22 protein-coding genes and 1 tRNA gene are annotated in these 22697 nt (G+C 39.3%); 22 read left to right on the forward strand and 1 reads right to left on the reverse strand.

Translation table 11 applies throughout. The annotated features are described in order from the left end of the window. Nucleotides 1-323: 323 nt before the first annotated feature. From yabG to J2S10_RS26495, 21 genes are all read left to right on the forward strand, one after another. The gene (gene yabG, locus J2S10_RS26395) at nt 324-1208 is read left to right on the forward strand and encodes a sporulation peptidase YabG (RefSeq protein WP_442417895.1); all 885 of its coding nucleotides are present in this window, start codon (nt 324-326) and stop codon (nt 1206-1208) included. 202 nt (nt 1209-1410) lie between these two features. Continuing rightward, entirely contained in the window at nt 1411-1674 is a 264-nt protein-coding gene (gene veg, locus J2S10_RS26400; protein WP_307414022.1) for a biofilm formation stimulator Veg, read from the forward strand. A 129-nt stretch (nt 1675-1803) separates the two neighbouring features. Then, a complete protein-coding gene (locus tag J2S10_RS26405) occupies nt 1804-1974 on the forward strand; it encodes a small, acid-soluble spore protein, alpha/beta type (RefSeq protein WP_307414024.1) in 171 nt (56 codons plus the stop codon). Nucleotides 1975-2283: 309 nt separating this feature from the next. Further along, a complete protein-coding gene (gene ispE / locus J2S10_RS26410) occupies nt 2284-3153 on the forward strand; it encodes a 4-(cytidine 5'-diphospho)-2-C-methyl-D-erythritol kinase (protein ID WP_307414026.1) in 870 nt (289 codons plus the stop codon). Nucleotides 3154-3209: 56 nt separating this feature from the next. Further along, nucleotides 3210-4028 carry a pur operon repressor gene (purR, locus tag J2S10_RS26415; RefSeq protein WP_307414028.1) on the forward strand — a complete coding sequence of 273 codons (819 nt, stop codon included), beginning with the start codon at nt 3210-3212 and terminating at the stop codon, nt 4026-4028. Nucleotides 4029-4043: 15 nt separating this feature from the next. Then, complete coding sequence (locus tag J2S10_RS26420) at nt 4044-4418, forward strand: RidA family protein (protein WP_307414030.1); 375 nt, start codon at nt 4044-4046, stop codon at nt 4416-4418. A 195-nt stretch (nt 4419-4613) separates the two neighbouring features. After that, complete coding sequence (gene spoVG, locus J2S10_RS26425) at nt 4614-4904, forward strand: septation regulator SpoVG (RefSeq protein ID WP_003347151.1); 291 nt, start codon at nt 4614-4616, stop codon at nt 4902-4904. A gap of 197 nt (nt 4905-5101) precedes the next feature. Beyond that, nucleotides 5102-6475, forward strand: a complete 1374-nt coding sequence (gene glmU / locus J2S10_RS26430) for a bifunctional UDP-N-acetylglucosamine diphosphorylase/glucosamine-1-phosphate N-acetyltransferase GlmU (RefSeq protein WP_307414031.1) — start codon at nt 5102-5104, stop codon at nt 6473-6475. A gap of 23 nt (nt 6476-6498) precedes the next feature. Continuing rightward, a complete protein-coding gene (locus tag J2S10_RS26435; RefSeq protein ID WP_307414032.1) occupies nt 6499-7455 on the forward strand; it encodes a ribose-phosphate diphosphokinase in 957 nt (318 codons plus the stop codon). A 96-nt stretch (nt 7456-7551) separates the two neighbouring features. Continuing rightward, nucleotides 7552-8187, forward strand: a complete 636-nt coding sequence (locus J2S10_RS26440; protein ID WP_307414034.1) for a 50S ribosomal protein L25/general stress protein Ctc — start codon at nt 7552-7554, stop codon at nt 8185-8187. 306 nt (nt 8188-8493) lie between these two features. After that, complete coding sequence (gene pth / locus J2S10_RS26445) at nt 8494-9054, forward strand: aminoacyl-tRNA hydrolase (RefSeq protein ID WP_307414105.1); 561 nt, start codon at nt 8494-8496, stop codon at nt 9052-9054. A gap of 157 nt (nt 9055-9211) precedes the next feature. Continuing rightward, entirely contained in the window at nt 9212-9445 is a 234-nt protein-coding gene (locus J2S10_RS26450) for an anti-sigma-F factor Fin family protein (protein WP_307414035.1), read from the forward strand. A gap of 107 nt (nt 9446-9552) precedes the next feature. Beyond that, on the forward strand, nt 9553-13089 hold the full coding sequence (gene mfd, locus J2S10_RS26455) for a transcription-repair coupling factor (RefSeq protein WP_307414037.1): 3537 nt from the start codon (nt 9553-9555) through the stop codon (nt 13087-13089). A gap of 429 nt (nt 13090-13518) precedes the next feature. Further along, nucleotides 13519-14055: a stage V sporulation protein T gene (gene spoVT, locus J2S10_RS26460; RefSeq protein ID WP_307414040.1), complete on the forward strand. Its 537-nt coding sequence runs from the start codon at nt 13519-13521 to the stop codon at nt 14053-14055. A 374-nt stretch (nt 14056-14429) separates the two neighbouring features. Next, nucleotides 14430-16052: a putative polysaccharide biosynthesis protein gene (locus tag J2S10_RS26465; protein ID WP_307414043.1), complete on the forward strand. Its 1623-nt coding sequence runs from the start codon at nt 14430-14432 to the stop codon at nt 16050-16052. Nucleotides 16053-16056: 4 nt separating this feature from the next. Continuing rightward, nucleotides 16057-17523 carry a bifunctional methyltransferase/pyrophosphohydrolase YabN gene (gene yabN, locus J2S10_RS26470; RefSeq protein WP_307414046.1) on the forward strand — a complete coding sequence of 489 codons (1467 nt, stop codon included), beginning with the start codon at nt 16057-16059 and terminating at the stop codon, nt 17521-17523. A gap of 15 nt (nt 17524-17538) precedes the next feature. Then, complete coding sequence (locus J2S10_RS26475) at nt 17539-17811, forward strand: RNA-binding S4 domain-containing protein (RefSeq protein ID WP_307414049.1); 273 nt, start codon at nt 17539-17541, stop codon at nt 17809-17811. Between the two features lie 79 nt (nt 17812-17890). Next, complete coding sequence (gene yabP, locus J2S10_RS26480) at nt 17891-18193, forward strand: sporulation protein YabP (RefSeq protein WP_307414051.1); 303 nt, start codon at nt 17891-17893, stop codon at nt 18191-18193. Then, the gene (gene yabQ, locus J2S10_RS26485; RefSeq protein WP_307414054.1) at nt 18190-18825 is read left to right on the forward strand and encodes a spore cortex biosynthesis protein YabQ; all 636 of its coding nucleotides are present in this window, start codon (nt 18190-18192) and stop codon (nt 18823-18825) included. Before yabP ends, yabQ begins: the two co-directional genes overlap by 4 nt. Before the next feature lie 14 nt (nt 18826-18839). Beyond that, complete coding sequence (locus tag J2S10_RS26490; protein ID WP_307414055.1) at nt 18840-19235, forward strand: FtsB family cell division protein; 396 nt, start codon at nt 18840-18842, stop codon at nt 19233-19235. Between the two features lie 83 nt (nt 19236-19318). Next, nucleotides 19319-19765, forward strand: a complete 447-nt coding sequence (locus J2S10_RS26495; RefSeq protein WP_307414057.1) for a S1 domain-containing RNA-binding protein — start codon at nt 19319-19321, stop codon at nt 19763-19765. A 139-nt stretch (nt 19766-19904) separates the two neighbouring features. On the opposite strand, the gene J2S10_RS26500 is transcribed toward J2S10_RS26495, so the two are convergent. Beyond that, nucleotides 19905-19978: transfer RNA gene (locus J2S10_RS26500), tRNA-Met, on the reverse strand. 228 nt (nt 19979-20206) lie between these two features. Here J2S10_RS26500 and spoIIE point away from each other — a divergent pair. After that, nucleotides 20207-22681: a stage II sporulation protein E gene (spoIIE, locus tag J2S10_RS26505; RefSeq protein ID WP_307414073.1), complete on the forward strand. Its 2475-nt coding sequence runs from the start codon at nt 20207-20209 to the stop codon at nt 22679-22681. The last annotated feature ends 16 nt before the right edge of the window (nt 22682-22697 follow it).

The raw sequence follows: 22697 nt of genomic DNA on the forward strand, positions 1-22697 counted from the left end.
TTCTCGGCAATTTTTTATTTTGTCTGAATCTAAATTACTAATTTTTTATTAATTAATTGTCTCTGCTAACTGGCCTGTTGAAAAGCCTATATATTAATAATATATAAAAAATTAACGCGGTGAATTGTTAAAGGAAATGGATAAAATAAAAGGCTATCGAAAGTTTTTCGATAGTCTGAGACCGGTTTACGGGTCTTTTTTATTTTTTTACTCCTCCAATTACTTCGATCCTACAAAAATTCACATGTATAAAGAAGTCTGCATAGCCTATGAGAGAAACTTTATTTGTAAGATCTATTACAGGTCTTATTGGAGTGAAGGCAGTGGATATTAATTTGATGGATATGGTCGGAAGACGATCGTATAACTGTGATATTCTATTCCGCGTTATTGATATTCGTAAAATAAATGATCAAAAAATGGCCGTTCTTTATGGTGAGGATTTTCGTCTGGTTGCTGATGCTCCCTACGAGGATTTGATTGTCATCAATCCATATGAAAGAGCTAAGATGACACAGGAATATAGAACCCTTGAAGAGCAATCTTTTCGGCTTTTTACTCAGGATGTCGAGCTTATCAAGCAGAGACAGGAATATGAAGCAACCGGCGGTTATGTTAAACCAACGAATTACTTTCAAATACCGGGGAAGGTCCTTCATCTGGATGGGGATCAGGCCTATTTGAAAAAGTGTTTGACATTATATGAGAAAATCGGAGTTCCTGTATTTGGTATCCATTGTAATGAAAAGGAGATGCCCGGAAAAATTGGCCAGCTCATTGATTATTACCGTCCCGATATCCTAGTCATCACCGGACATGATGCCTATTCAAAGGCCAAAGGGAAAATGTCGGATATCAATGCATACCGCCATTCAAAACACTTTGTGCAAACAGTAAGGGAGGCACGGAGAAAAATCCCCCATTTAGATCAACTCGTCATTTTTGCAGGTGCATGTCAATCTCATTTCGAATCACTTATCCATGCAGGTGCTAATTTTGCCAGCTCTCCATCCAGGATCAATATACATGCACTGGATCCCGTATATATTGTTGCAAAAATAGGTTTTACTCCCTTTATGGAAAGAATAAACGTATGGGATGTTTTGCGTAATACGCTAACAGGTGAAAAAGGGTTAGGAGGAATAGAAACAAAAGGAGTTTTACGAACAGGAATGCCCTATCGACCGGTACAAGAAGAAGAGGAATAAGCCTTTCATTTTCACGAAGGCTTATTTTTTTGCGGGCGTACATATTCCTCTCTTGTTAGGGTAACCATAAGGATGTTGAAATTTGGGAGAAAAAGTAGAAGAAAAAATATTGACAATCATTTTGTTGGACTGATATAATTTTATGTTTTTGTTTGACAGAACTATGTCAGTGTGTTATACTTTACATAGTGAGGTGGACCGAATGCCAAAAACCTTAGCCGATATTAAACTGGCTCTCGATTCAAATTTAGGGAAAAGATTGTTACTTAAGGCAAACGGAGGACGTAGAAAAACAATCGAACGTTCAGGTGTATTAGCTGAAACGTACCCATCTGTTTTTGTAATTGAGTTAGATCAAGATGAAAATGCATTTGAACGTGTTTCTTACAGCTACGCGGATGTCTTAACTGAAACTGTTCAAATTACTTTCTATGAAGATGCAGCAGGACATGTAGCTTTAAGCTAGAATATAAGCAATAAAAAGCAGTAAACAAACCGTTTACTGCTTTTTGCTATTTCAAAAAGCCTGCACGGGATTATGCAGGATATAATGAACATACTAAGAATGCCGTGAGTGAAGAAAGGGGTTGTTTAGATGGGCAGAAGAAAAGGGATCATGTCCGAACGGTTTAAAGAGGAACTTGCAAAAGAGCTTGGTTTTTATGATGTCGTCCAAAAAGAGGGATGGGGCGGCATTCGTGCACGGGATGCAGGCAATATGGTGAAACGTGCCATCGAACTTGCAGAACAACAGTTGCGAAAGTAAGTTAACTCTAACGGAACCTTCCGCTTGTAGTTTAAACATCATTCATCCGTAGCGGCATGGTCAGGGGTATAAAACCCCTGGCTTTAATTCGTTTTCAGTCAAAAATTGATCCAATCCCCGTATTTTCTCACACACTTTATTCTCTATCGTTCTAATGATAAAATAATTAATTTGTTAGGATTATCATATGTCACGTCTTACTTTTATCATTTTGTGGTAAAATAGGACAAAATATGCATCGCGGAAAAGAGAAAAGCGCAAGCGCCCTGGCGCAAGAGCTGGACATTGACAAAAGTAGGTGGACTTAGCGTGAAGCTTTTAGTAAAAGCACCGGCCAAAATTAATTTATCATTAGATGTTTTGCACAAACGTCCTGATGGATATCATGAGGTAGAAATGATTATGACCACGATTGATTTGGCCGATCGGGTTGAGCTAACTTTATTAAATCAAGATAAAATACATATTCTTTCCCATAATCGATACGTTCCGGATGATCAGCGTAATTTAGCCTATCAGGCAGCACAGCTATTGAAAGATCGATTTCAAGTAACAAAAGGCGTACTGATTTGTATTGAAAAAACCATCCCTGTTGCAGCAGGACTTGCCGGAGGGAGCAGTGATGCGGCAGCTACATTACGAGGTTTAAATAAGCTATGGAATCTTGGATTAACATTAGATGAATTAGCAGAGATCGGTTCTGAAATCGGTTCCGATGTTTCATTTTGTGTTTATGGGGGTACAGCCCTGGCAAAAGGGAGAGGGGAAATGATTACAGATCTTCCTGCCCCGCCGACATGCTGGGTTATTCTTGCCAAGCCGTTTATTGGTGTTTCTACAGCAGAAGTTTACAGAAGGCTTGATTTGAATGGAATGCAGCATCCAAATATAAATGAAATGATTAAGGCCATCAAAGGTAATGACTATCAAAAGGTATGCGAAAATCTAGGGAATGTCTTAGAAGATGTGACCTTAAACCTCCATCCGGAAGTAGCACAGATAAAGGATCAAATGAAGCGCTTTGGAGCTGATGCTGTATTAATGAGCGGAAGCGGCCCAACTGTTTTCGGGATTGTCCAGCACGATTCGAGAATGCATCGAATCTATAATGGTCTTAGAGGGTTTTGCGATCAAGTATTTGCAGTACGCATGTTAGGTGAACGGCATTCTCTTGATTAAATGCGTACAATAGTGATATCCTTTAGTTAGAATATTCGTCTTTTTGGGGGTTAGCTATGAAGTTTCGCCGCAGTGAACGTTTGATTGATATGACGACTTATTTACTGGATCATCCTCGCCAGCTCGTTCCGCTAACTTTTTTTGCTGAACGCTACGATTCTGCAAAATCATCGATAAGTGAAGATTTAGGGATTGTCAAAGAGACCTTTGAACAAAGGGGAATCGGTACACTTCAAACGGTCCCCGGGGCTGCCGGTGGAGTTAAATTTTTCGTAAAGGTTAGTGAAGAAGAGGCAAAGCCGTTTGTACAGGAAATTTGCGATTTAATTGCAGATCCTGATCGGCTTTTACCCGGTGAGTACTTATATTTAACAGATATTTTAGGCAATCCTTCTATCGTTCAAAAAGCAGGACGAATTATTGCATCCGCTTATTCTGATACGAAAATTGATGTTGTCATGACGGTGGCAACCAAAGGGATCCCCCTTGCATATGCAGTGGCCAGTCAGTTAAATAGTCCTGTAGTTATCGTCAGAAGGGACAGCAAAGTAACGGAGGGACCCACGGTCAGCATTAATTATGTTTCCGGCTCGGCAAAAAGAATTCAAACGATGGTCCTATCCAAAAGAAGCTTAGCACAGGGGTCCAGGGTTCTGATCGTTGATGATTTTATGAAAGCCGGCGGAACAATTATGGGTATGATTAGTCTGCTTGAGGAATTTAATGCACATGTTGCAGGAATTGCTGTTTTAGTTGAAGCGGAAAAAATCCATGAACGCCTTGTGGATGAATATCTATCCCTTGTACAATTAACGGAAGTGGATGTCAAACAAAAAAAGATTAATGTTAGAGAAGGAAATTATTTTACTAAATAGACCGGAGGTAGTGACATGAACGTAATTCAAACAAATGAAGCACCTGCTGCGATTGGACCGTACTCCCAAGGAATTATTGTTAATAATCTTTTTTATAGTTCAGGACAAATTCCATTAACGGCAGAAGGAAACATGGTTACAGGAGATATCAAGGAGCAGACACACCAAGTTTTTGCTAACTTGAAGGCGGTTCTTGCTGCTGCCGGAGCTTCGTTAGAAACCGTTGTTAAAACAACCGTATTTATTAAAAATATGGATGAATTCTCCTTAGTAAACGAAGTGTATAGCGAATATTTTTCTACTCATAAACCGGCAAGATCGTGTGTTGAGGTTGCCCGTTTGCCAAAAGATGCTTTAATTGAAATTGAAGTAGTTGCGCTCGTGAAATAAACGGGCGTTTTTTTTATTTTAATTCGAAAATGGTTATTCTTTTGTATTTTTTTGTAAAAAAATGACCAATTTTTACAATAGTTCACTATTTTGCCCTAATTTTTCAAAAATTTTTTAAAATTTAAGAAGGAATACATAATTTTTTGTTGAATTTATTTAACTAGCTTTTTATCTATGAGAAAAGGGTGTGAGCAAATGGAAGTAACAGACGTAAGATTACGCCGTGTTAATACGGATGGACGCATGAGAGCAATTGCTTCAATCACTTTAGACAATGAATTTGTCGTTCATGACATCCGGGTTATTGACGGTAACAACGGTTTGTTTGTAGCTATGCCAAGTAAACGTACTCCGGACGGAGAGTTTCGTGATATTGCGCATCCAATCAATTCAGGAACACGCGGTAAAATCCAAGAAGCTGTATTGGCTGAGTACCACCGTTTAGGTGAATTAGAAGTAGAATTTGAAGAAGCCGGAGCTTCCTAAGGATTAATACAACTAGGGCCTACTTCACAAGTAAGGCTCTTTTTATTTTTAATTCCCTTCCTCGAAAATCTCTTTCTGAATCCTTTCGAAAAAATTTCCAGATATTAAAATTTGACACTTTCGGTTCATTCCTTGAAAAGGCAGGTCATTTACGATAATATTTTTAATGGATAAAAGGTTAAATTGGAGGCCTGTTCATGTCAAATCGGTATGCTGTGATTTTAGCCGCAGGACAAGGGACGCGGATGAAGTCTAAGCTTTATAAAGTATTACACCCTGTATGTGGTAAACCCATGGTCCAACATGTTGTTGATCAAGTAACAAAGCTCCGAATACAAGATTTGGTCACAGTCATTGGTCATGGAGCCGAAATGGTAAAAGCCGGGTTAGGGGACCAGAGTCAATATGTACTACAGGAACAACAACTGGGTACTGCTCATGCAGTCATGCAGGCGAATAAGATTCTTGGGGGAAAAGAAGGTGTAACCATTGTTGTTTGCGGTGATACCCCTTTGATTCGAGCGGAAACGATGGAATCTCTTTTTAAACACCATGAGGAATTAAAGGCAAAAGCTACGATTCTCACTGCAAAAATAGATGACCCGACCGGTTACGGCCGAATTATTCGTAATGAAAACGGTCTGGTTGAAAAAATTGTTGAACATAAAGATGCAACAGACGCAGAACGGGAAATAAATGAAATCAATACCGGAACGTATTGCTTTGACAATTTTGCTTTATTTGAAGCATTAAAAAATGTTTCCAATAATAATGTTCAGGGAGAATATTATTTACCGGATGTAATTGAAATACTGAAGAAACAAGGGGAAGTTGTCTCAGCTTTCCAAACTGAAGAATTTAAAGAAACACTGGGAGTAAATGACCGGGTGGCATTGGCAGAAGCAGAGTGGATTATGCGTGAGCGCACGAATGAACTGCATATGCGTAACGGAGTAACAATTATTGATCCTGCAAATACATACATTGGGGCAGATGTGGAAATTGGTCAGGATACGGTTATTTATCCGGGAACAATGATAAAAGGAAAAACAGTCATCGGCTTAGGTTGCGAAATCGGGCCTAACTCAGAGATCGATAGCAGTGTAATTGGGGAAGAAACGGTTGTCCGTCAATCGGTTGTACATAAAAGCTCCGTTGGCGCACATGTTAATATCGGCCCGTTTGCCCATATTCGACCGGATTCTGATATTTCCGACGACGTAAAAATCGGTAACTTTGTCGAAATTAAAAAGGCTATTTTCGGAAAAGGAAGCAAAGCATCACATCTCAGCTATATAGGTGATGCCGAGGTAGGCAGCAATGTCAACATTGGCTGCGGCTCGATTACCGTTAATTACGATGGTAAAAATAAATTCTTAACAAAAATTGAAGATGACGTCTTTATCGGCTGTAATTCAAATCTAGTTGCCCCTGTAACAGTAGGAAAAGGTTCTTATGTGGCAGCAGGTTCCACTATAACGAAAGACGTACCAGGTGATGCATTGTCCATTGCCCGTTCTCAGCAAGTGAATAAGGAAAATTACGTTCAAAAGCTAAATCTTAAGAAATAAGCGAATGATTCAGGAGGGCCATCATGTCAAATCAATACTTAGATCCAAATTTAAAGGTGTTTAGTTTAAATTCAAATGTTCCCCTTGCTAGAGAAATTGCAAAATTTATCGGTGTTGAACTTGGAAAAAGCTCTGTAACAAGATTTAGTGACGGAGAAATCCAAATCAATATTGAAGAAAGTATCCGCGGTTGTGATGTGTATGTCATCCAGTCGACAAGTGGACCTGTTAATGAACATATCATGGAATTGTTAATCATGATTGATGCTTTAAAAAGAGCTTCTGCGAAGACCATTAATATTGTTATGCCTTACTATGGCTATGCCCGTCAGGACCGTAAAGCACGAGCACGTGAGCCTATTACGGCGAAACTAGTGGCAAACCTGCTTGAGACAGCCGGCGCAACCCGTGTTATCTGTCTTGATTTACACGCTCCGCAAATTCAAGGTTTCTTTGATATACCGATTGACCATTTAATGGGTGTACCTATTCTTTCAGAGTACTTTAAAAATAAGGAATTAAATGGTGATATTGTTATTGTATCTCCTGACCACGGCGGGGTAACGAGAGCAAGGAAAATGGCTGAGCGTCTAAAAGCACCGATTGCGATTATTGACAAACGACGCCCAAGACCGAATGTGGCCGAAGTGATGAACATCGTTGGTAATATCGAAGGAAAAGTAGCGATTTTAATTGATGATATCATTGATACAGCAGGAACGATTACTCTTGCTGCTAACGCTTTGGTAGAGAACGGTGCCCTTGAAGTGTATGCATGCTGTACACACCCAGTATTATCGGGACCTGCCATTGATAGAATTCAAAATTCAAAAATTAAAGAATTAGTCGTAACCAATTCCATTGCCCTTCCGGATGAGAAAAAGACGGATAAAATTATTAACCTATCTGTAGCACCGTTAATTGGTGAAGCGATTATTCGTGTCCACGAAGAACAGTCCGTCAGTACTTTGTTTGATTAAGCGGATTTGGTTTAATAAACTTTTATGTTTAGACCTTCCTGTTTTAGGGAATTTTTATAGAGACAGATTCAACTAAAATAGGAAGGTGACAAACTCATGAGTACTGTTTTACAGGCAAAAGAACGGAAGGAATTCCGACATTCAGCTTTAAAGAAAATCAGAGATGATGGAAATATCCCTGCAGTCATATATGGAGCAAAGGTTGAGAACAAGCCGGTGTTTGTTAGTTCAGCTGACTTAACCAAAACAATCCGCACTGTGGGCCGGAATGGAGTCATTGCTCTAGATGTAGACGGCAGTAAGCATGATGTTGTACTAACTGATTATCAAGAGGATTTTATAAAAAAGGAAATCATCCATGTCGATTTTCTAGCCGTTGATAAATCTTCAAAAATCAATGTGACTGTGAGATTAGCGCTTGTTGGAGATGCAGCTGGTGTAAAAGACGGCGGTGTACTGCAGCAGCCTGTTCATGAGCTTTCAATTACATCTACACCGGGAGATATCCCGCAGCAAATTGAAGTGGACGTAGCGAACTTACAGGTAGGCGAAACGGTAACGGTAGCTGATATTCTTTATCAAGGTTCATTTACCATCAACCATGAAGCAGACGAAGTCGTAGCATCCATTCTTCCTCCTAAGCAAGAAGAGGAAATTAATGCCGGGGAACAACAGGAATCAGGTCATCCTGATAATGAAGAAGGAAGAGAAACAACTCCGGTAGGAGAATAGTAAGTAGACGTAGCCTGTTTTTAGGTTACGTCTTTTGCAGTTTTTTCTTTGATGTTAAGAAATTATAACTTTCTGAACTAAGATAACTATCTAGCTGCAGCGCCCAGCGACTATTGTACTTCGCTCTTCTCCCTACGATAAGTCAACATCGAATCGAAAAAACGCGATTCGTGTTTCCTTTATCTTAGTCGAAGCGCTCCAGTCCTGTCGTGCGCTAAACGGGCGCTTCCGCTTTAAATTTTATAGGAGACAAGTATGTTACGGAAAATCTTTAGAAGATGGACGGGGCCGGAAGAGGTGGGAAAGGTGAAATTGATCGTTGGTTTAGGCAATCCGGGGAAGCAATATGAACATACCAGGCACAACATCGGCTTTGAAGTAATCGATGAATTGTCACGTGAGTTTAGTATTCCGTTGGATCAGTCAAAATTTAAAGGGTTGTACGGAATCGGCTTTTACAAGGGTGAAAAAATCCTTCTGTTAAAACCGCTTACGTACATGAATTTATCGGGAGAATCTATCAGGGCTGCAGTGGATTATTACCAAATAGATTTAGAGGATTTAGTGGTGATTTATGACGACCTTGATTTACCGGTAGGGAAAATTAGACTCCGCCAAAAAGGCAGCCCCGGCGGTCATAATGGGATTAAGTCAACAGTGGCCCATCTCGGTACACAGCAGTTTAACAGAATTCGAATCGGAATTGACCGTCCGGAAAAAGGAATGAGTGTCCCCGACTATGTATTAGGCCGTTTTCGTCAGGACGAACTTATGACCCAAGCGGAGGCTGTCAAAAAAAGTGCCGGTGCGTGTGAAGCTTGGTTGGAGAAGCCGTTCCTGGAAGTAATGAATGAATATAATCAGTAATTGTTCATGAGATAGTCCCCTTATTCATACAATAAATCAAACCTTCTTATTTTATGGAAGGGGAGACGGCATAGTCCCTTAAACCGGAAAAAATATTGAATAAGTTCCTCCTATAGGGTAATACTAATCATAAATCGTATACTAGGGAGGGACAGGCGTGGCTATCCATTATCATTGTCGCCATTGTGGTACAAAACTAGGTTCAATTGAAAACGCATCAATACACAGCGAAACACTTGGCCTTCATAAATTAACGGAACAAGAAAGGCAGGAAATGGTTGCGTACGATCTATCCGCCGGAGATATTAACATAACGGCAATTTGTGAAGATTGTCAAGAAGCCTTGGAGCGGAATCCGGAGTATCATCAATACGATTTCCTTATTCATTAATCCTGCTTTGGATGTTCTCCAAGGCGTTTTTCTATTTATAATATTCAACAATTAAAACCCTACTATATACTACAGCAGGAATTTGTTTGGGAGAGGAGGATAAAATTTTGAATGGTTTAAGATCATTGTTCCTTCAACAGGAAGATATCCGCTCGATTATATCCGGAGTGGAGGAAGGCTTGAAGGAGCAGCTTATTGCAGGATTGTCCGGGTCATCGAGAACAGTACTTACTGCTTCCATTTATGATCAGATGAACAGGCCGATTCTTTTTGTTACACACAATCTATTACAAGCACAAAAACTATATGATGATATTGTTAATCTATTAAGCGAAAAAGAAGTTTTTCTATTCCCTGCAAATGAGTTAATCGCTGCTGAGATGAGCGTTGCCAGCCCTGAGTTAAAAGCCCAAAGAATTGAAGCCCTGAACCACTGGAGCAAGAGCGAACGGGGCATTATGATTGTCCCGATTTCCGGACTTAGAAAGATCATTCCTCCTAAGGATTTGTGGAAAAAATATCAGCTTCCATTAAAGCTCGGGGCAGATTTAGATGTGGAGCAGATTTTAAATACCTTTGTTATGATGGGGTATACAAGGGCGGAAATGGTCTCAACTCCCGGGGAATTTAGTGTAAGAGGCGGGATCATTGATATTTATCCATTAACGGAAGCCGACCCGCTACGAATTGAATTGTTTGATACGGAAATAGATTCGATTCGTTTTTTCTCTCTTGAAGACCAGCGATCGAAAGAAAAGGTCTCTGAAATTTTAATTGGGCCTGCTACAGAGGTACTTCTGGAAGCGGAGGACTATAGCCGCATTATAAGTCAGCTTGAGGAAGGCTTAGGAAAGAGCCTCAGGAAATTAAAAGATGACAAGGCGAAAATGCAGCTTTCGCAAACGATCAGCTATGAGCTGGAACAGCTGAAAAATGGGCAAAAACCTGACCAGGTATTTAAGTATTTATCCTTCGCCTACGAACGGACTAATAGTTTACTAGACTACCTTCCAAGTAATGGCCTCGTGTTTATTGATGAAATTAGCAGGGTCCAAGAAATGAACGATTCGCTCGTAAAGGAAGAGGCGGAATGGTATACATCCTTACTAAGTGAAGGCCAAATTATCCATGATATACATATTTCTCATGACCTGCAGGGATTATTACAAAAGAAGGATTTTCCGATTCTTTATATGTCCTTGTTTCTGCGTCATGTTGCAAATACGAGCCCGCAAAATATTATTAATATATCATGTAAACAAATGCAAAATTTCCATGGGCAAATGCATTTATTAAAAACCGAGGTAGATAGGTGGAAAAAAGGTAATTATTCTATTTTATTTTTAGGACCGGATGCGGAACGGGTGAAAAAGCTCGAACGGGTTTTAGAGGATTACGAAATTTCCGCGAGTGTTTTAGGTGAAGGCCAACAGCTTTTACCGGGAAAGGTACAAATTTTAAAAGGAAACCTCCATTCCGGCTTTGAGCTTTCCATCCAAAAAATTGCCGTGATCACAGAGGAAGAGCTTTTTAATAAAAGAGTGAAAAAGTCAACCAGACGGCAAAAGCTTTCCAATGCGGAAAGAATTAAGAGCTACTCAGAGCTTCGAATCGGTGATTATGTTGTTCATGTCAATCACGGTATTGGCAAGTATTTAGGAATAGAAACACTTGTCATCAATGGCATCCATAAGGATTACTTGCATATTCGTTACCAAGGATCGGATAAACTTTATGTTCCGGTAGAACAAATAGACCTTGTCCAGAAATACGTCGGTTCAGAAGGAAAAGAGCCGAAGGTATATAAACTTGGCGGCAGTGATTGGAAAAAGGTGAAAAAGAAAGTCCAATCGTCTGTGGAAGATATAGCGGATGATTTAATCAAATTATATGCAGAACGCGAAGCAGCTGTCGGCTATGCCTATTCTCCAGATGGAGATATGCAAAGGGAATTTGAAACGGCATTTGCGTATCAGGAAACGGAAGATCAGCTCCGTTCCATTCATGAGATTAAAAAGGATATGGAGCGGCCGCGCCCAATGGATCGTTTGCTTTGCGGAGATGTGGGTTACGGAAAAACAGAGGTGGCAATTAGAGCCGCCTTTAAAGCAATTTCTGACGGTAAGCAGGTTGCCTTTCTTGTGCCTACGACTATTTTGGCCCAACAGCATTATGAAACAATGCGAGAGAGATTTCAGGATTTCCCGATTAATATTGGCTTGTTAAGCCGATTCCGTTCGAAAAAGCAACAAACAGAAACAATTAAGGGTCTGAATGCAGGCACGGTCGACGTTGTAGTCGGAACCCATCGGCTGCTGTCAAAAGATGTGATTTACCGTGACTTAGGGCTACTGATTATCGATGAAGAGCAGAGGTTTGGAGTAACGCATAAGGAAAAAATTAAAAGATTAAAGACAAATGTTGATGTTTTAACTTTGACAGCAACTCCTATTCCAAGAACGCTTCATATGTCAATGCTCGGCGTCAGGGATTTATCGGTAATCGAGACACCGCCTGAGAATCGGTTTCCTGTTCAAACGTATGTGATGGAGTACAACGGGTCGCTTGTAAGGGAAGCAATTGAAAGAGAGCTGGCCCGCGACGGACAAGTCTACTTTTTATATAACAGAGTAGAAGATATTGAGCGCAAAGCAGAAGAGATTTCAATGCTTGTACCCGATGCCCGTGTCACTTATGCTCACGGTCAGATGTCCGAGAATGAATTAGAATCTGTTATGCTGAGCTTTTTATCAGGGGAATTTGATGTCCTGGTCAGCACGACCATTATTGAGACAGGTGTCGATATTCCGAATGTAAACACATTGATTGTTTTTGATGCGGATAAGATGGGACTATCGCAATTGTACCAGCTTCGCGGCAGGGTCGGCAGGTCTAATCGGGTAGCTTACGCTTATTTCACCTACCGAAAAGATAAAGTGTTGACAGAGGTCGCTGAAAAACGTTTGCAAGCAATTAAAGAGTTTACTGAATTAGGCTCCGGTTTTAAAATTGCCATGCGTGATTTATCCATTCGCGGCGCAGGAAATTTATTAGGGGCCCAACAGCATGGATTTATCGATTCTGTAGGTTTTGACCTGTATTCACAAATGTTAAAAGAAGCAATTGAAGAGCGTAAAGGTGACCTTAAGGCGGAAGGAAAAGCAACCGTTGAAATTGATTTTGAAATTGATGCGTATATTCCGGATAGTTACATTAAAGATGGACATCAAAAAATTGAAATGTATAAGCGTTTTAGAGGCGCTCAAACTCTTGAGGATATTGAAGAGCTTCAGGATGAAATGCTTGACCGGTTTGGTGAATATCCGGATGAAGTCGCTTACCTATTCCAAATTGCTGAAATGAAAGTCTTTGCGCTCCTCACAGGAGTTGAAGTTGTAAAACAAGGAAAACAGGAAGTTACTATTTTGGTAAACGAGCGGGCAAGCAACACAATCGATGGAGAAAAGATTTTTAAGATAAGCAATCAATTTGGCAGAATGGTTAGTCTCGGAATGGAAGGCCAAAGATTTAAAATGGTCATCCAGATAAAAGGTTCTGAGACAGCGGGGTGGCTGAATGTAGTGTTTGAAATGATTAAAGGGCTTCAATCTGCAAAAAAGAGTGAGGAAAACTCAGTAAAATAGGAGAAACATAAAAAGGTATTTTATCTTTGAGAAATGTCCAGCTCCACAAGAGTAAGCTTCGGAAGCGTTACCTCGCACGAAGGAAAAGCGTTAGCTTTTCCGAGGAGCGCCCAGCGACTAGTGTACTTCGCTCACCTCCTTACGATAAGTCAACATCAAATCGCAAAAAACGCGATTCGTGTTTCCTTTATCTCATACGGTGCGCTCCAGTCCATACGTCGCTAAACGGGCGCTTGCGCTTTTCTTTGTCTGAAATGTGAATCTTATCCTAAGTTTGGAATTTTTCTCGCATTTGTGAAAAAATATAACGAAAGTGTATAGAACTTTCCAGATGAAAGATACTAAGTTCAAAGTTGGTGATGATTACAACAAAAGGAAGGATTATCATTACCAAGTTAAAATCATCAGATGAAAGTGAGGCAACATTAGATGAAAGCAACTGGTATAGTTCGTCGAATCGATGATTTAGGTCGTGTTGTCATTCCAAAAGAAATACGTAGAACCTTACGTATCCGTGAAGGTGACCCATTAGAAATTTTTGTGGATCGAGATGGAGAAGTAATCTTAAAGAAGTATTCACCAATCAGTGAATTAAGTGATTTTGCCAAAGAATATGCAGAAGCTCTTTTTGATAGCCTTGGTAATCCCGTTTTAATTTGTGATAGAGACACCTATATTGCTGTAGCAGGCGGTTCTAAAAAAGATTATTTAAATAAAAATATTAGTGATTTAGTTGAAAAGACAATGGAAGACCGTAACTCGGTACTCTCGACGCAGCAAAGTGATATTGCTTTGGCCGACGGAAATGATGAAACCGTTACATCATATACCATTGGACCAATCATTGCAAATGGTGATCCAATCGGGGCAGTTATTATTTTCTCAAGAGAAGGAACGCTTGGAGATGTCGAACAAAAAGCTGTCGAAACTGCAGCAGGCTTCTTAGCGAGACAGATGGAGTCATAGAAATAATCATTTTATTACGATAAAAAAGGCAGCGGTTGCTGTCTTTTTTATTGTATAAGAAAATATAAATTTTTGACTTTGAGAATTGTCCAGCTCCACAAGAGTAAGCTTCGGAAGCGATACCTCGCACGAAGGAAAAGCGTTAGCTTTTCCGAGGAGCGCCCAGCAGCTAGTGTACTTCGCTCACCTCCTTACGATAAGTCAACATCGAATCGCTAACGCTCTCCGTGTTTCCTTTATCTCATACGGTGCGCTCCAGTCCATACGCCGCTAAACAGGGCGCTTTCGCTTTTCTAATTGCTCTTTAAAAAATGATGCCTATGCTATAATACCTTAGTGTTTATATGTTTAAGGCTGTGGAAGGGAGAGGGGAAATGAAGCCAGTGAATCAATCGAAGGCTCTTTTTAAAGGGGCTTTCATTTTAACACTTTCAGGATTAATAACGAAAATTTTAAGTGCTTTTTACCGTATTCCGTTTCAAAACATTGTCGGTGATGTCGGTTTTTATATCTATCAACAAGTTTATCCCTTTTATGCAATTGCGATCGTTTTGACCACTACCGGTTTCCCTGTAGTGATTTCCAAGCTGTATGCGGAAAGAAAAGAAAAGGGAGACAATGAAAGGAATAAGCTGCTTCTTTTTGGGTCATTTATCTATCTGCAATTATTTGGGTTTGTATGCTTTCTTATTCTTTATTTGGGTGCAGAGAAAATTGCATTATGGATGAAGGATCCTAAGTTAGCAATTTTATTGAAGGTTGTTTCATTTGTCTATTTAACCTTTCCGCTTGTTTCCATATTAAGGGGTTTTTATCAGGGGAATGGAGATATGGTTCCGACGGCGTTATCACAAGTAGGGGAACAAACAGTTCGGGTTTTAACGATTATTCTTCTGGCATTCCTTTTTACCCATAGAGGCTATTCACTCTATCTTGTGGGTGGTGGAGCGATGTTTGGGTCCATTACAGGCAGTCTTATATCTGCACTTATACTGTTTACTTTCTTGAGGATTCGTAAAGAATGGAAACAAGTATCATCGGTAAAAAAAATAGCTCATATCCCTTTAACCGAACTTAGTTGGATTTTTAAGGAAATGACCTTTCATGGTCTTACAATTTGTATAAGTGGAATGCTGATGATTTTTATTCAAATGGCGGATTCTTTAAACCTGTACTCCTTGCTTGTATCCAGTGGATTTGGTAAGGATATGGCGAAAAATTTAAAAGGAATTTTTGACCGCGGGCAGCCTTTAATTCAATTAGGGACAGTCGCGGCTACTTCTATGTCCTTATCCCTTGTTCCACTTATATCAAGCGGAAGATTAAAGGAAAAACCGGACTTTTTACATCATAAGATCCAAGTAGCGATCAAGATTAGTATCGTAATTGGCCTCGGTGCTTCAGCGGGGCTTTGGGCGATAATTGGACCTACGAATACGATGCTGTTTGAAAATGAAAATGGCTCATCCGTCTTGGGTGTCCTAGGTTTTATGATCCTATTTAGTTCGATCATTTCAACGTTAACTGCCATCATGCAGGGATTGGGAAATTTATTGTTTCCGGCAATTTGCATTGCTGTCGCTTTTCCAATTAAGTATGGATTAAACGTTGTCTTAGTCCCATTCATAGGTACAATGGGTGCTGCTATTTCTACTATTCTTACATTAACAGTTGTGAGCTTACTTCTAGGTATCAAATTTAAAAAAATAGTACCTATACCCCTATTTACGGTTTTATATTTGAGGACAGTTATCATCGCGACAATAGCAATGGTGCTCTTTTTAAAGAGCTATTTATTTGTAACGGATTTTATTATTAGTGGACTCGGTTTTGAACGGATATGCGCAGCTTTTCAAGCATTAAGTGCTGTGTTATTCGGCAGTTTCCTATTTTTGCTGATTGTGATTAAAGGCGGAGTTTTCCTTGCTGAAGAACTTGCATTATTTCCGCTTGGCAGCAAGTTAATCTATTTATTGCCGCGAAAGAAAAGGAGCTAAAAAAATGGTGAAAAAAATTGAAATACTCGGTTTGGGAGCCGGAGATCTTGAGCAGCTCCCGCTTGGTGTTTATAAAAAATTAATCGGCTCAAGTCATTTATACCTTAGGACGAAGGAACATCCGGCAGTGGTTGAATTGGAAAAAGAAGGACTTCACTATACCTCTTTTGATTCCATATACGAAAAACATGATCAGTTCGAAGCAGTATATCAGGAAATCGTCCGAATATTATTGGATAAAGCTCAAAGTGAATCTATCATTTATGCTGTCCCTGGACACCCGCTTGTTGCCGAACGGACAGTGCAGCTTCTTTTGGAAAATAGCCCTAAAAGGCAGGTTGAAATTAACATTGGCGGCGGACAAAGCTTTATTGATGCCCTTTTTCAATCCTTAAAAATTGATCCGATTGACGGGTTCCAGCTCCTTGACGGGACGTTGCTCGAGAGAAATCAACTGCAAGTGGATCAGCACATTTTTATCAGCCAGGTATATGATCAGTTCGTTGCCTCGGAGGTAAAGTTAACGTTAATGGAGCGGTTACCTGATGATTATGAGGTATATATCGTCACAGCAGCCGGAAGCAGGGATGAAATCATTGAAAAGGTACCTTTGTATGAATTAGACCGGAGAGTAACCATCAATAATCTTACTTCCGTCTATATTCCACCGGTGAAGGACGAACAAATTCTCTTGAAAAGCTTCTCCAAACTACGAGAAATTATTGCTGAGTTAAGAGGACCGAATGGGTGTCCTTGGGATAAGGAACAAACACATGAATCATTAAAAAAATACTTAATTGAAGAAACCTATGAAGTAATTGAGGCCATTGACAGCGGGGATATTGATCATTTAATTGAAGAACTGGGGGATGTTCTTCTTCAAGTGATGCTCCATGCCCAAATTGGTGAGGATGAAGGCTATTTTTCCATTGATGAAATCATTGAAGTTCTGTCTGCAAAAATGATTCGCAGACATCCCCATGTTTTTGGGAATGTAAAGGCCGATAGTTCAGAGGAAGTACTGCAGAATTGGCAGGAAATTAAGAAGCAAGAAAAAGGAGAAGCGGCAAAGTCACTCCTTGAAGGTGTTTCAAAGTCACTTCCCAATTTAGTAAGAGCCTACGAATTACAGAAGAAAGCAGCAAAGGTTGGCTTTGATTGGCAGGAAATTACACCTGCTTTGGAGAAAGTGAAAGAAGAGCTTCAGGAATTTGAAAATGAATTAAAGGGCACAGAAGAGCAGATGCTTTTGGCTAAAAAGGAATTTGGCGATTTATTGTTTGCTTTTGTGAATGTCGCGCGATTTTTAAATATCCATCCTGAAGAAGCGCTATTTGAGACGAATGAAAAGTTTATCCGCCGCTTTCAATTTGTTGAAGAAAAGGTAAAGGGAAGCGGGAAAGCATTTGAAGAACACACGCTCGAGAGTCTTGACCGATATTGGGATGAGGCAAAATTAAAGGGACTATAGAACAGGAGGATTTTTATGCGCTTAGATAAATTTTTAAAGGTTTCACGATTGATCAAAAGAAGAACATTAGCAAAAGAAGTTTCCGATCAGGGCAGGATTCAAATTAATGGGAAGGAAGCAAAAGCAAGTTCAACGGTAAAAGTAGGTGATGAGTTAACCATCCGCCTTGGGCAAAGACTGGTTACAGCAAGGGTAGATCGAATTCAAGAAACATCCCGAAAGGATGAAGCTGCTGAGATGTACACGATTATAAAAGAGGAGAAGGTTGGTTCCGCGGAAGGCCTGTAAGAATAGCTTGTTCTATTTCCTTCATCCTGTTCATACATATGTACAAAAGGGTTGTACAAATGATTGTGAGGGATGAAGGATGAGCCAATATTATGAAAGCAATACACCAAAGAGTAATATTCCGGATCACGATGTCATCATGAGGGGAAGAAAACTCCTTGAAATTACTGGTGTCAAACAGGTAGAAAGCTTTGATAATGAGGAGTTTTTATTGGAAACGTCAATGGGTTTCTTGGCCATCAAGGGGCAAAACCTGCAAATGAAGAATCTTGATGTCGAAAAGGGCATTGTTTCAATTAAGGGAAAGATTTTTGATTTAGTCTATTTAGACGAGCATCACGGGGAGAAAGCTAAAGGCTTCTTTAGCAAGTTATTCCGATGACCCTCTCCGCCCAATTTCTCACGATGCTTTCCATGATTGGGATGGGGTCGTTATTTGGTGTCATGTTTGATACCTATCAACGCTTTTTAAATCGCCCCAAAAGGAATCGATGGATTGTATTCTTTAATGATTTGTTATTTTGGATCATTCAAGCCTTATTAATATTTTATATTTTATTCCTGGTTAACAATGGAGAATTAAGGTTTTATATCTTTATTGCGCTTCTCTGCGGATTCGCGGCCTACCAAGGCTTGTTTAAAGGTATTTATCTTCGATTGTTGGAAATACTCATTTTTACGGTAATAGCCGTTTATCGATTTTTGAAAAACACCTTTCTTATGCTTGTATATAAACCTGTCCTTGGTTTAATCCGTCTCGTAATACTTATTATTCTCTTTCTTGGCAGGGGGCTTTTTACCCTTGTCAAATTTGTTTTTAAGGTTTTATTATTTATTATAAAAACAATGATTTTTACGCCATTAATAAAAATATTATTAATTCTTTGGAAATTTTTGCCGAAAGGTATTAAAAAAAACGTCGAGAAGTTATATAATAAAACGGCAGGAAATTTTAAGGAAATCAAGAATAATATTCTTAAGTTGATGGATAAATTCAAAAAAAGGAAAGAGTAAGGAGGTTAAGGGAAATGGGCGCGGTACGAGAGAAAAATGTAGCAAAGATCCAGTCAACCTATGTAAAGCAGCAAGAATATGCTGAAATTGCAACATCCAGGAAAAGAAAGCTTCTATTTAGACGTCTTTCGTTGTTTTTAGCTTTTGCTGTTTTCGTATCGTACTTCATGGTTTCCAGCTTTATCACCCAAGCCTCAGTTATTGATGCAAAGAAGGCTCAAAAGAAGCAGCTTGATAAGCAGCTAACGGCATTAAAAAAGCAGCAGGATGTACTGAAAGAGGATATTGTTAAATTAAATGATGATAATTACATTGCAAAGCTCGCAAGAAAAGAATATTTCTTTTCAGATAAAAATGAAATCATCTTCAATATTCCTGATAAGACAAAGGAAAAATCAACCGGTAACTAGTCTTATTGACACTGATTTTTTTCTTTCTGTATAATATATAGTAAGATTGATTTTTTATATTTTTAAGGAGGAACATTCTTTTTATGTCAATTGAAGTAGGCAGCAAGTTACAAGGAAAGGTAACAGGGATTACAAATTTCGGAGCGTTTGTGGAGCTGCCGGATGGCTCAACAGGACTCGTACACATCAGCGAGGTTGCTGACAATTATGTAAAAGATATCAACGAGCATCTTAAGGTTGGCGACCAAGTAGAGGTAAAAGTCATTAATGTTGAGAAAGATGGTAAAATCGGGCTATCAATTAAAAAAGCAAAAGATAGACCGGAGCCGGCTCAGAGATCCCATTCTAATTCAAACTCACACTCGCAACGTCCACGTCAAGGTAGAGCAAACGATCGTAATAACAACGCAAGACCGGAAAATTTCGAATCAAAAATGGCGCGTTTCTTAAAAGATAGTGAAGATCGTTTATCTTCCTTAAAACGACACACGGAGTCAAAGCGTGGAGGAAGAGGAGCTAGACGGGGTTAACTTGCTGCTTATTAATTAGTAGGATAGATGGCAGGTGTCATTGAATCGTTTATAGATAAAGACAGGTCCATATGACTTGTCTTTTTTGTTTATGAAAAAAAAGCACCGATTATAAAATCGGTGCTTCCGCTTTCCGTTATAGCGGCGGAGGGGATCGAACCCCCGACCTTACGGGTATGAACCGTACGCTCTAGCCAGCTGAGCTACACCGCCATGTGTTTTTGACACAAAGAATATATTACATAGTTTTAAAAAAGTTGTCAATGAGTTTTTCTGAAAAACTGCGTAAAACGACAATTGTCTAGCTTACTAACATTATTTGGATATTTATCGTAGAAACCGTCGAATGAAAATTTTAAGCTTGTTCACTATTTTGACAAACTTTTAATTCTATCACTTTTATAATAGTCTGCAACGATGAAATAAAAGGGAGTGTGATTTATGGAAAAGCCAAACGCGAGTTTAATAGAACCGATCGGGGAAGTCAACTTTCATTCATCAAAATCAGAATTGGAAAGCAGTCTAAAAAAGATACTATTAAAACTGGAATCCTTTTTTATTAAAAAGGGATACTTCTTACTAATGGTTGGATTTTTGCTTGGACGGGCTTTAATATTGTCAAAGCTTACGCCCTTTAGCCTCCCCTTTTTCGCTTCCGTTTATTTAATAAGAAAAGACCATGCACCGTTAGCGCTCGTTGGACTCATTGCGGGAGCCATAACCATATCATTCCCAAATGCCGCTTTTACCTTTGCAGTTACATTACTCTTTTTAGTTATTTTTAAAATTAGTAGGAAGTGGCTAAAAAGCGAACTTAGATCCATACCGTTTTTTGTCGGCAGTATTCTTGGAGTAGGAAAGTTAATTGAATCATTTATCATGCAAAGGCAATTGACTTTATATGATTTGATGATGGCTGGAGTACAAGCAAGTCTTTCATTTATTTTAACGCTCATCTTTTTGCAAAGCATTCCATTGTTAACATTAAATAAACGCAGACAATTGTTAAAAACGGAAGAAATTGTTTGCTTGATTATAATGCTTGCTTCGATCATGACTGGTACCATTGGCTGGAAAGTATATGATCTGTCTGTTGAACATATTATGTCAAGATATTTAGTTCTTGTCTTTTCTTTTGTAGCGGGTGCTACCATTGGTTCAACTGTTGGAGTGGTAACTGGATTAATTTTTAGTTTGGCAAGTGTATCAAGCTTTTATCATATGAGTTTACTCGCTTTCTCGGGTGTATTAGGTGGTTTGTTGAAAGAAGGGAAGAAAATAGGTGTTTCGATTGGTTTATTTATTTCGACTTTACTAATCGGAATGTATGGAGAAGGAGGCGGCTCCCTATCACTCTCCGTATTAGAGACAACAGCGGCTATCCTCTTATTCATGCTGACGCCGCAAGCATTTACATTACGCTTGGCTAAATATATTCCGGGAACAGCTGAATATACAGCTGAGCAGCAAAAATACATGAGAAAGATGAGAGATGTGACAGCACAGCGGGTTGCCCAATTTTCAAATGTTTTCCACGCCTTGTCAAAAAGCTTCTCTCAAATGGATGTTTTGCCAAATGAAAAAGATAGTGAACGGGAACTTGATTACTTTATGAGCAATATTACGGAAAAGACGTGCCAAACATGCTTTAAGAAAGAGCAATGCTGGGCAAAGAATTTTAATACAACCTATGCCTATATGGAAGAAATTATTCATGAAATGGATCAAAAGGATGGAGCGGTTTCCGCAAAATTATCAAGGGAATGGGAAAAGCATTGTACCCGTCATAAACGAGTTTTTGATGCGATTCAAACAGAGTTAACTTTTTATCAAGCTAATCAGAAATTAAAAAAACAGGTACAAGAAAGCCGGAAGTTAGTTGCCGATCAGCTTCTCGGTGTTTCTGAGGTTATGGACAATTTTGCAAAAGAGATACAGCGGGAAAGGGAAAATCATCATAAGCAGGAAGAACAAATCATGGAAGCGCTTCAGGAATTCGGCATTCAAATTGAACAAGTAGAGATTTATAGCCTCGAACAGGGAAATGTGGATATCGAGATGGCGGTACCTTTTTGCAATGGCCACGGGGAGTGTGAAAAGTTAATTGCTCCGATGTTATCTGATATTCTTGGAGAAACGATCGTGGTGAATAGGGAAGAATGTGCAGCCTATCCAAATGGTTTCTGTCAGGTAGGCTTTCGGTCGACAAAAGCCTTTACAGTCGAAACAGGGGTGGCACACGCAGCCAAGGATGGCGGCTTTGTATCAGGGGACAGCTATTCAACCATTGAACTCGGCCTTGGTAAGTATGCGATTGCCATTAGTGATGGCATGGGAAATGGTGAAAGAGCCCATTACGAAAGTAAGGAAACCTTGCAGCTTTTACAAAAAATACTGCAATCGGGTATTGAAGAACGGGTAGCGATTAAGTCCGTAAATTCCATTCTATCACTAAGAACGACGGATGAAATTTTTTCAACTTTAGATTTAGCAATGATTGACCTTCAAAATGCTTCTGCTAAATTTCTTAAAATTGGTTCGATCCCAAGTTTTATTAAAAGGGGGAATAAAGTAATTAAAATTCAAGCCAGTAATTTGCCAATCGGGATGATACAGGAATTTGAAGTCGATGTCGTCAGTGAGCAGTTAAAAGCAGGAGATTTGTTAATTATGATGAGCGATGGCGTTTTTGAGGGGCCTAAGCATGTAGAAAATTATGATTTATGGATGAAACGAAAAATTCAAGAATTGCAAACAGATGACCCGCAAGAGATATCCGATTTAATCATGGAAGATGTTATCCGATCAAGAGGAGGATTAATTGAAGATGATATGACTGTGACAGTCGCAAAAATAAAACATAATACACCAAAATGGGCATCGATTCCCATACAAAAAATGAAAAAAAGAGCCTAATTGATTATTTTGCTCC

The organism is Neobacillus ginsengisoli, from assembly GCF_030813055.1.

Bases quoted from the DNA above. Each gene is read 5' to 3' on its own strand.
- J2S10_RS26420 (WP_307414030.1), top strand. From the start codon at position 4,044: ATGAACGTAATTCAAACAAATGAAGCACCTGCTGCGATTGGACCGTAC.
- yabP (WP_307414051.1), top strand. From the start codon at position 17,891: ATGAGCCAATATTATGAAAGCAATACACCAAAGAGTAATATTCCGGAT.
- spoVG (WP_003347151.1), top strand. From the start codon at position 4,614: ATGGAAGTAACAGACGTAAGATTACGCCGTGTTAATACGGATGGACGC.
- J2S10_RS26465 (WP_307414043.1), top strand. From the start codon at position 14,430: ATGAAGCCAGTGAATCAATCGAAGGCTCTTTTTAAAGGGGCTTTCATT.
- J2S10_RS26490 (WP_307414055.1), top strand. From the start codon at position 18,840: ATGGGCGCGGTACGAGAGAAAAATGTAGCAAAGATCCAGTCAACCTAT.
- spoIIE (WP_307414073.1), top strand. From the start codon at position 20,207: ATGGAAAAGCCAAACGCGAGTTTAATAGAACCGATCGGGGAAGTCAAC.
- spoVT (WP_307414040.1), top strand. From the start codon at position 13,519: ATGAAAGCAACTGGTATAGTTCGTCGAATCGATGATTTAGGTCGTGTT.
- yabQ (WP_307414054.1), top strand. From the start codon at position 18,190: ATGACCCTCTCCGCCCAATTTCTCACGATGCTTTCCATGATTGGGATG.
- J2S10_RS26495 (WP_307414057.1), top strand. From the start codon at position 19,319: ATGTCAATTGAAGTAGGCAGCAAGTTACAAGGAAAGGTAACAGGGATT.
- J2S10_RS26440 (WP_307414034.1), top strand. From the start codon at position 7,552: ATGAGTACTGTTTTACAGGCAAAAGAACGGAAGGAATTCCGACATTCA.
- veg (WP_307414022.1), top strand. From the start codon at position 1,411: ATGCCAAAAACCTTAGCCGATATTAAACTGGCTCTCGATTCAAATTTA.
- J2S10_RS26435 (WP_307414032.1), top strand. From the start codon at position 6,499: ATGTCAAATCAATACTTAGATCCAAATTTAAAGGTGTTTAGTTTAAAT.
- J2S10_RS26475 (WP_307414049.1), top strand. From the start codon at position 17,539: ATGCGCTTAGATAAATTTTTAAAGGTTTCACGATTGATCAAAAGAAGA.
- yabN (WP_307414046.1), top strand. From the start codon at position 16,057: ATGGTGAAAAAAATTGAAATACTCGGTTTGGGAGCCGGAGATCTTGAG.
- purR (WP_307414028.1), top strand. From the start codon at position 3,210: ATGAAGTTTCGCCGCAGTGAACGTTTGATTGATATGACGACTTATTTA.
- glmU (WP_307414031.1), top strand. From the start codon at position 5,102: ATGTCAAATCGGTATGCTGTGATTTTAGCCGCAGGACAAGGGACGCGG.
- J2S10_RS26405 (WP_307414024.1), top strand. From the start codon at position 1,804: ATGGGCAGAAGAAAAGGGATCATGTCCGAACGGTTTAAAGAGGAACTT.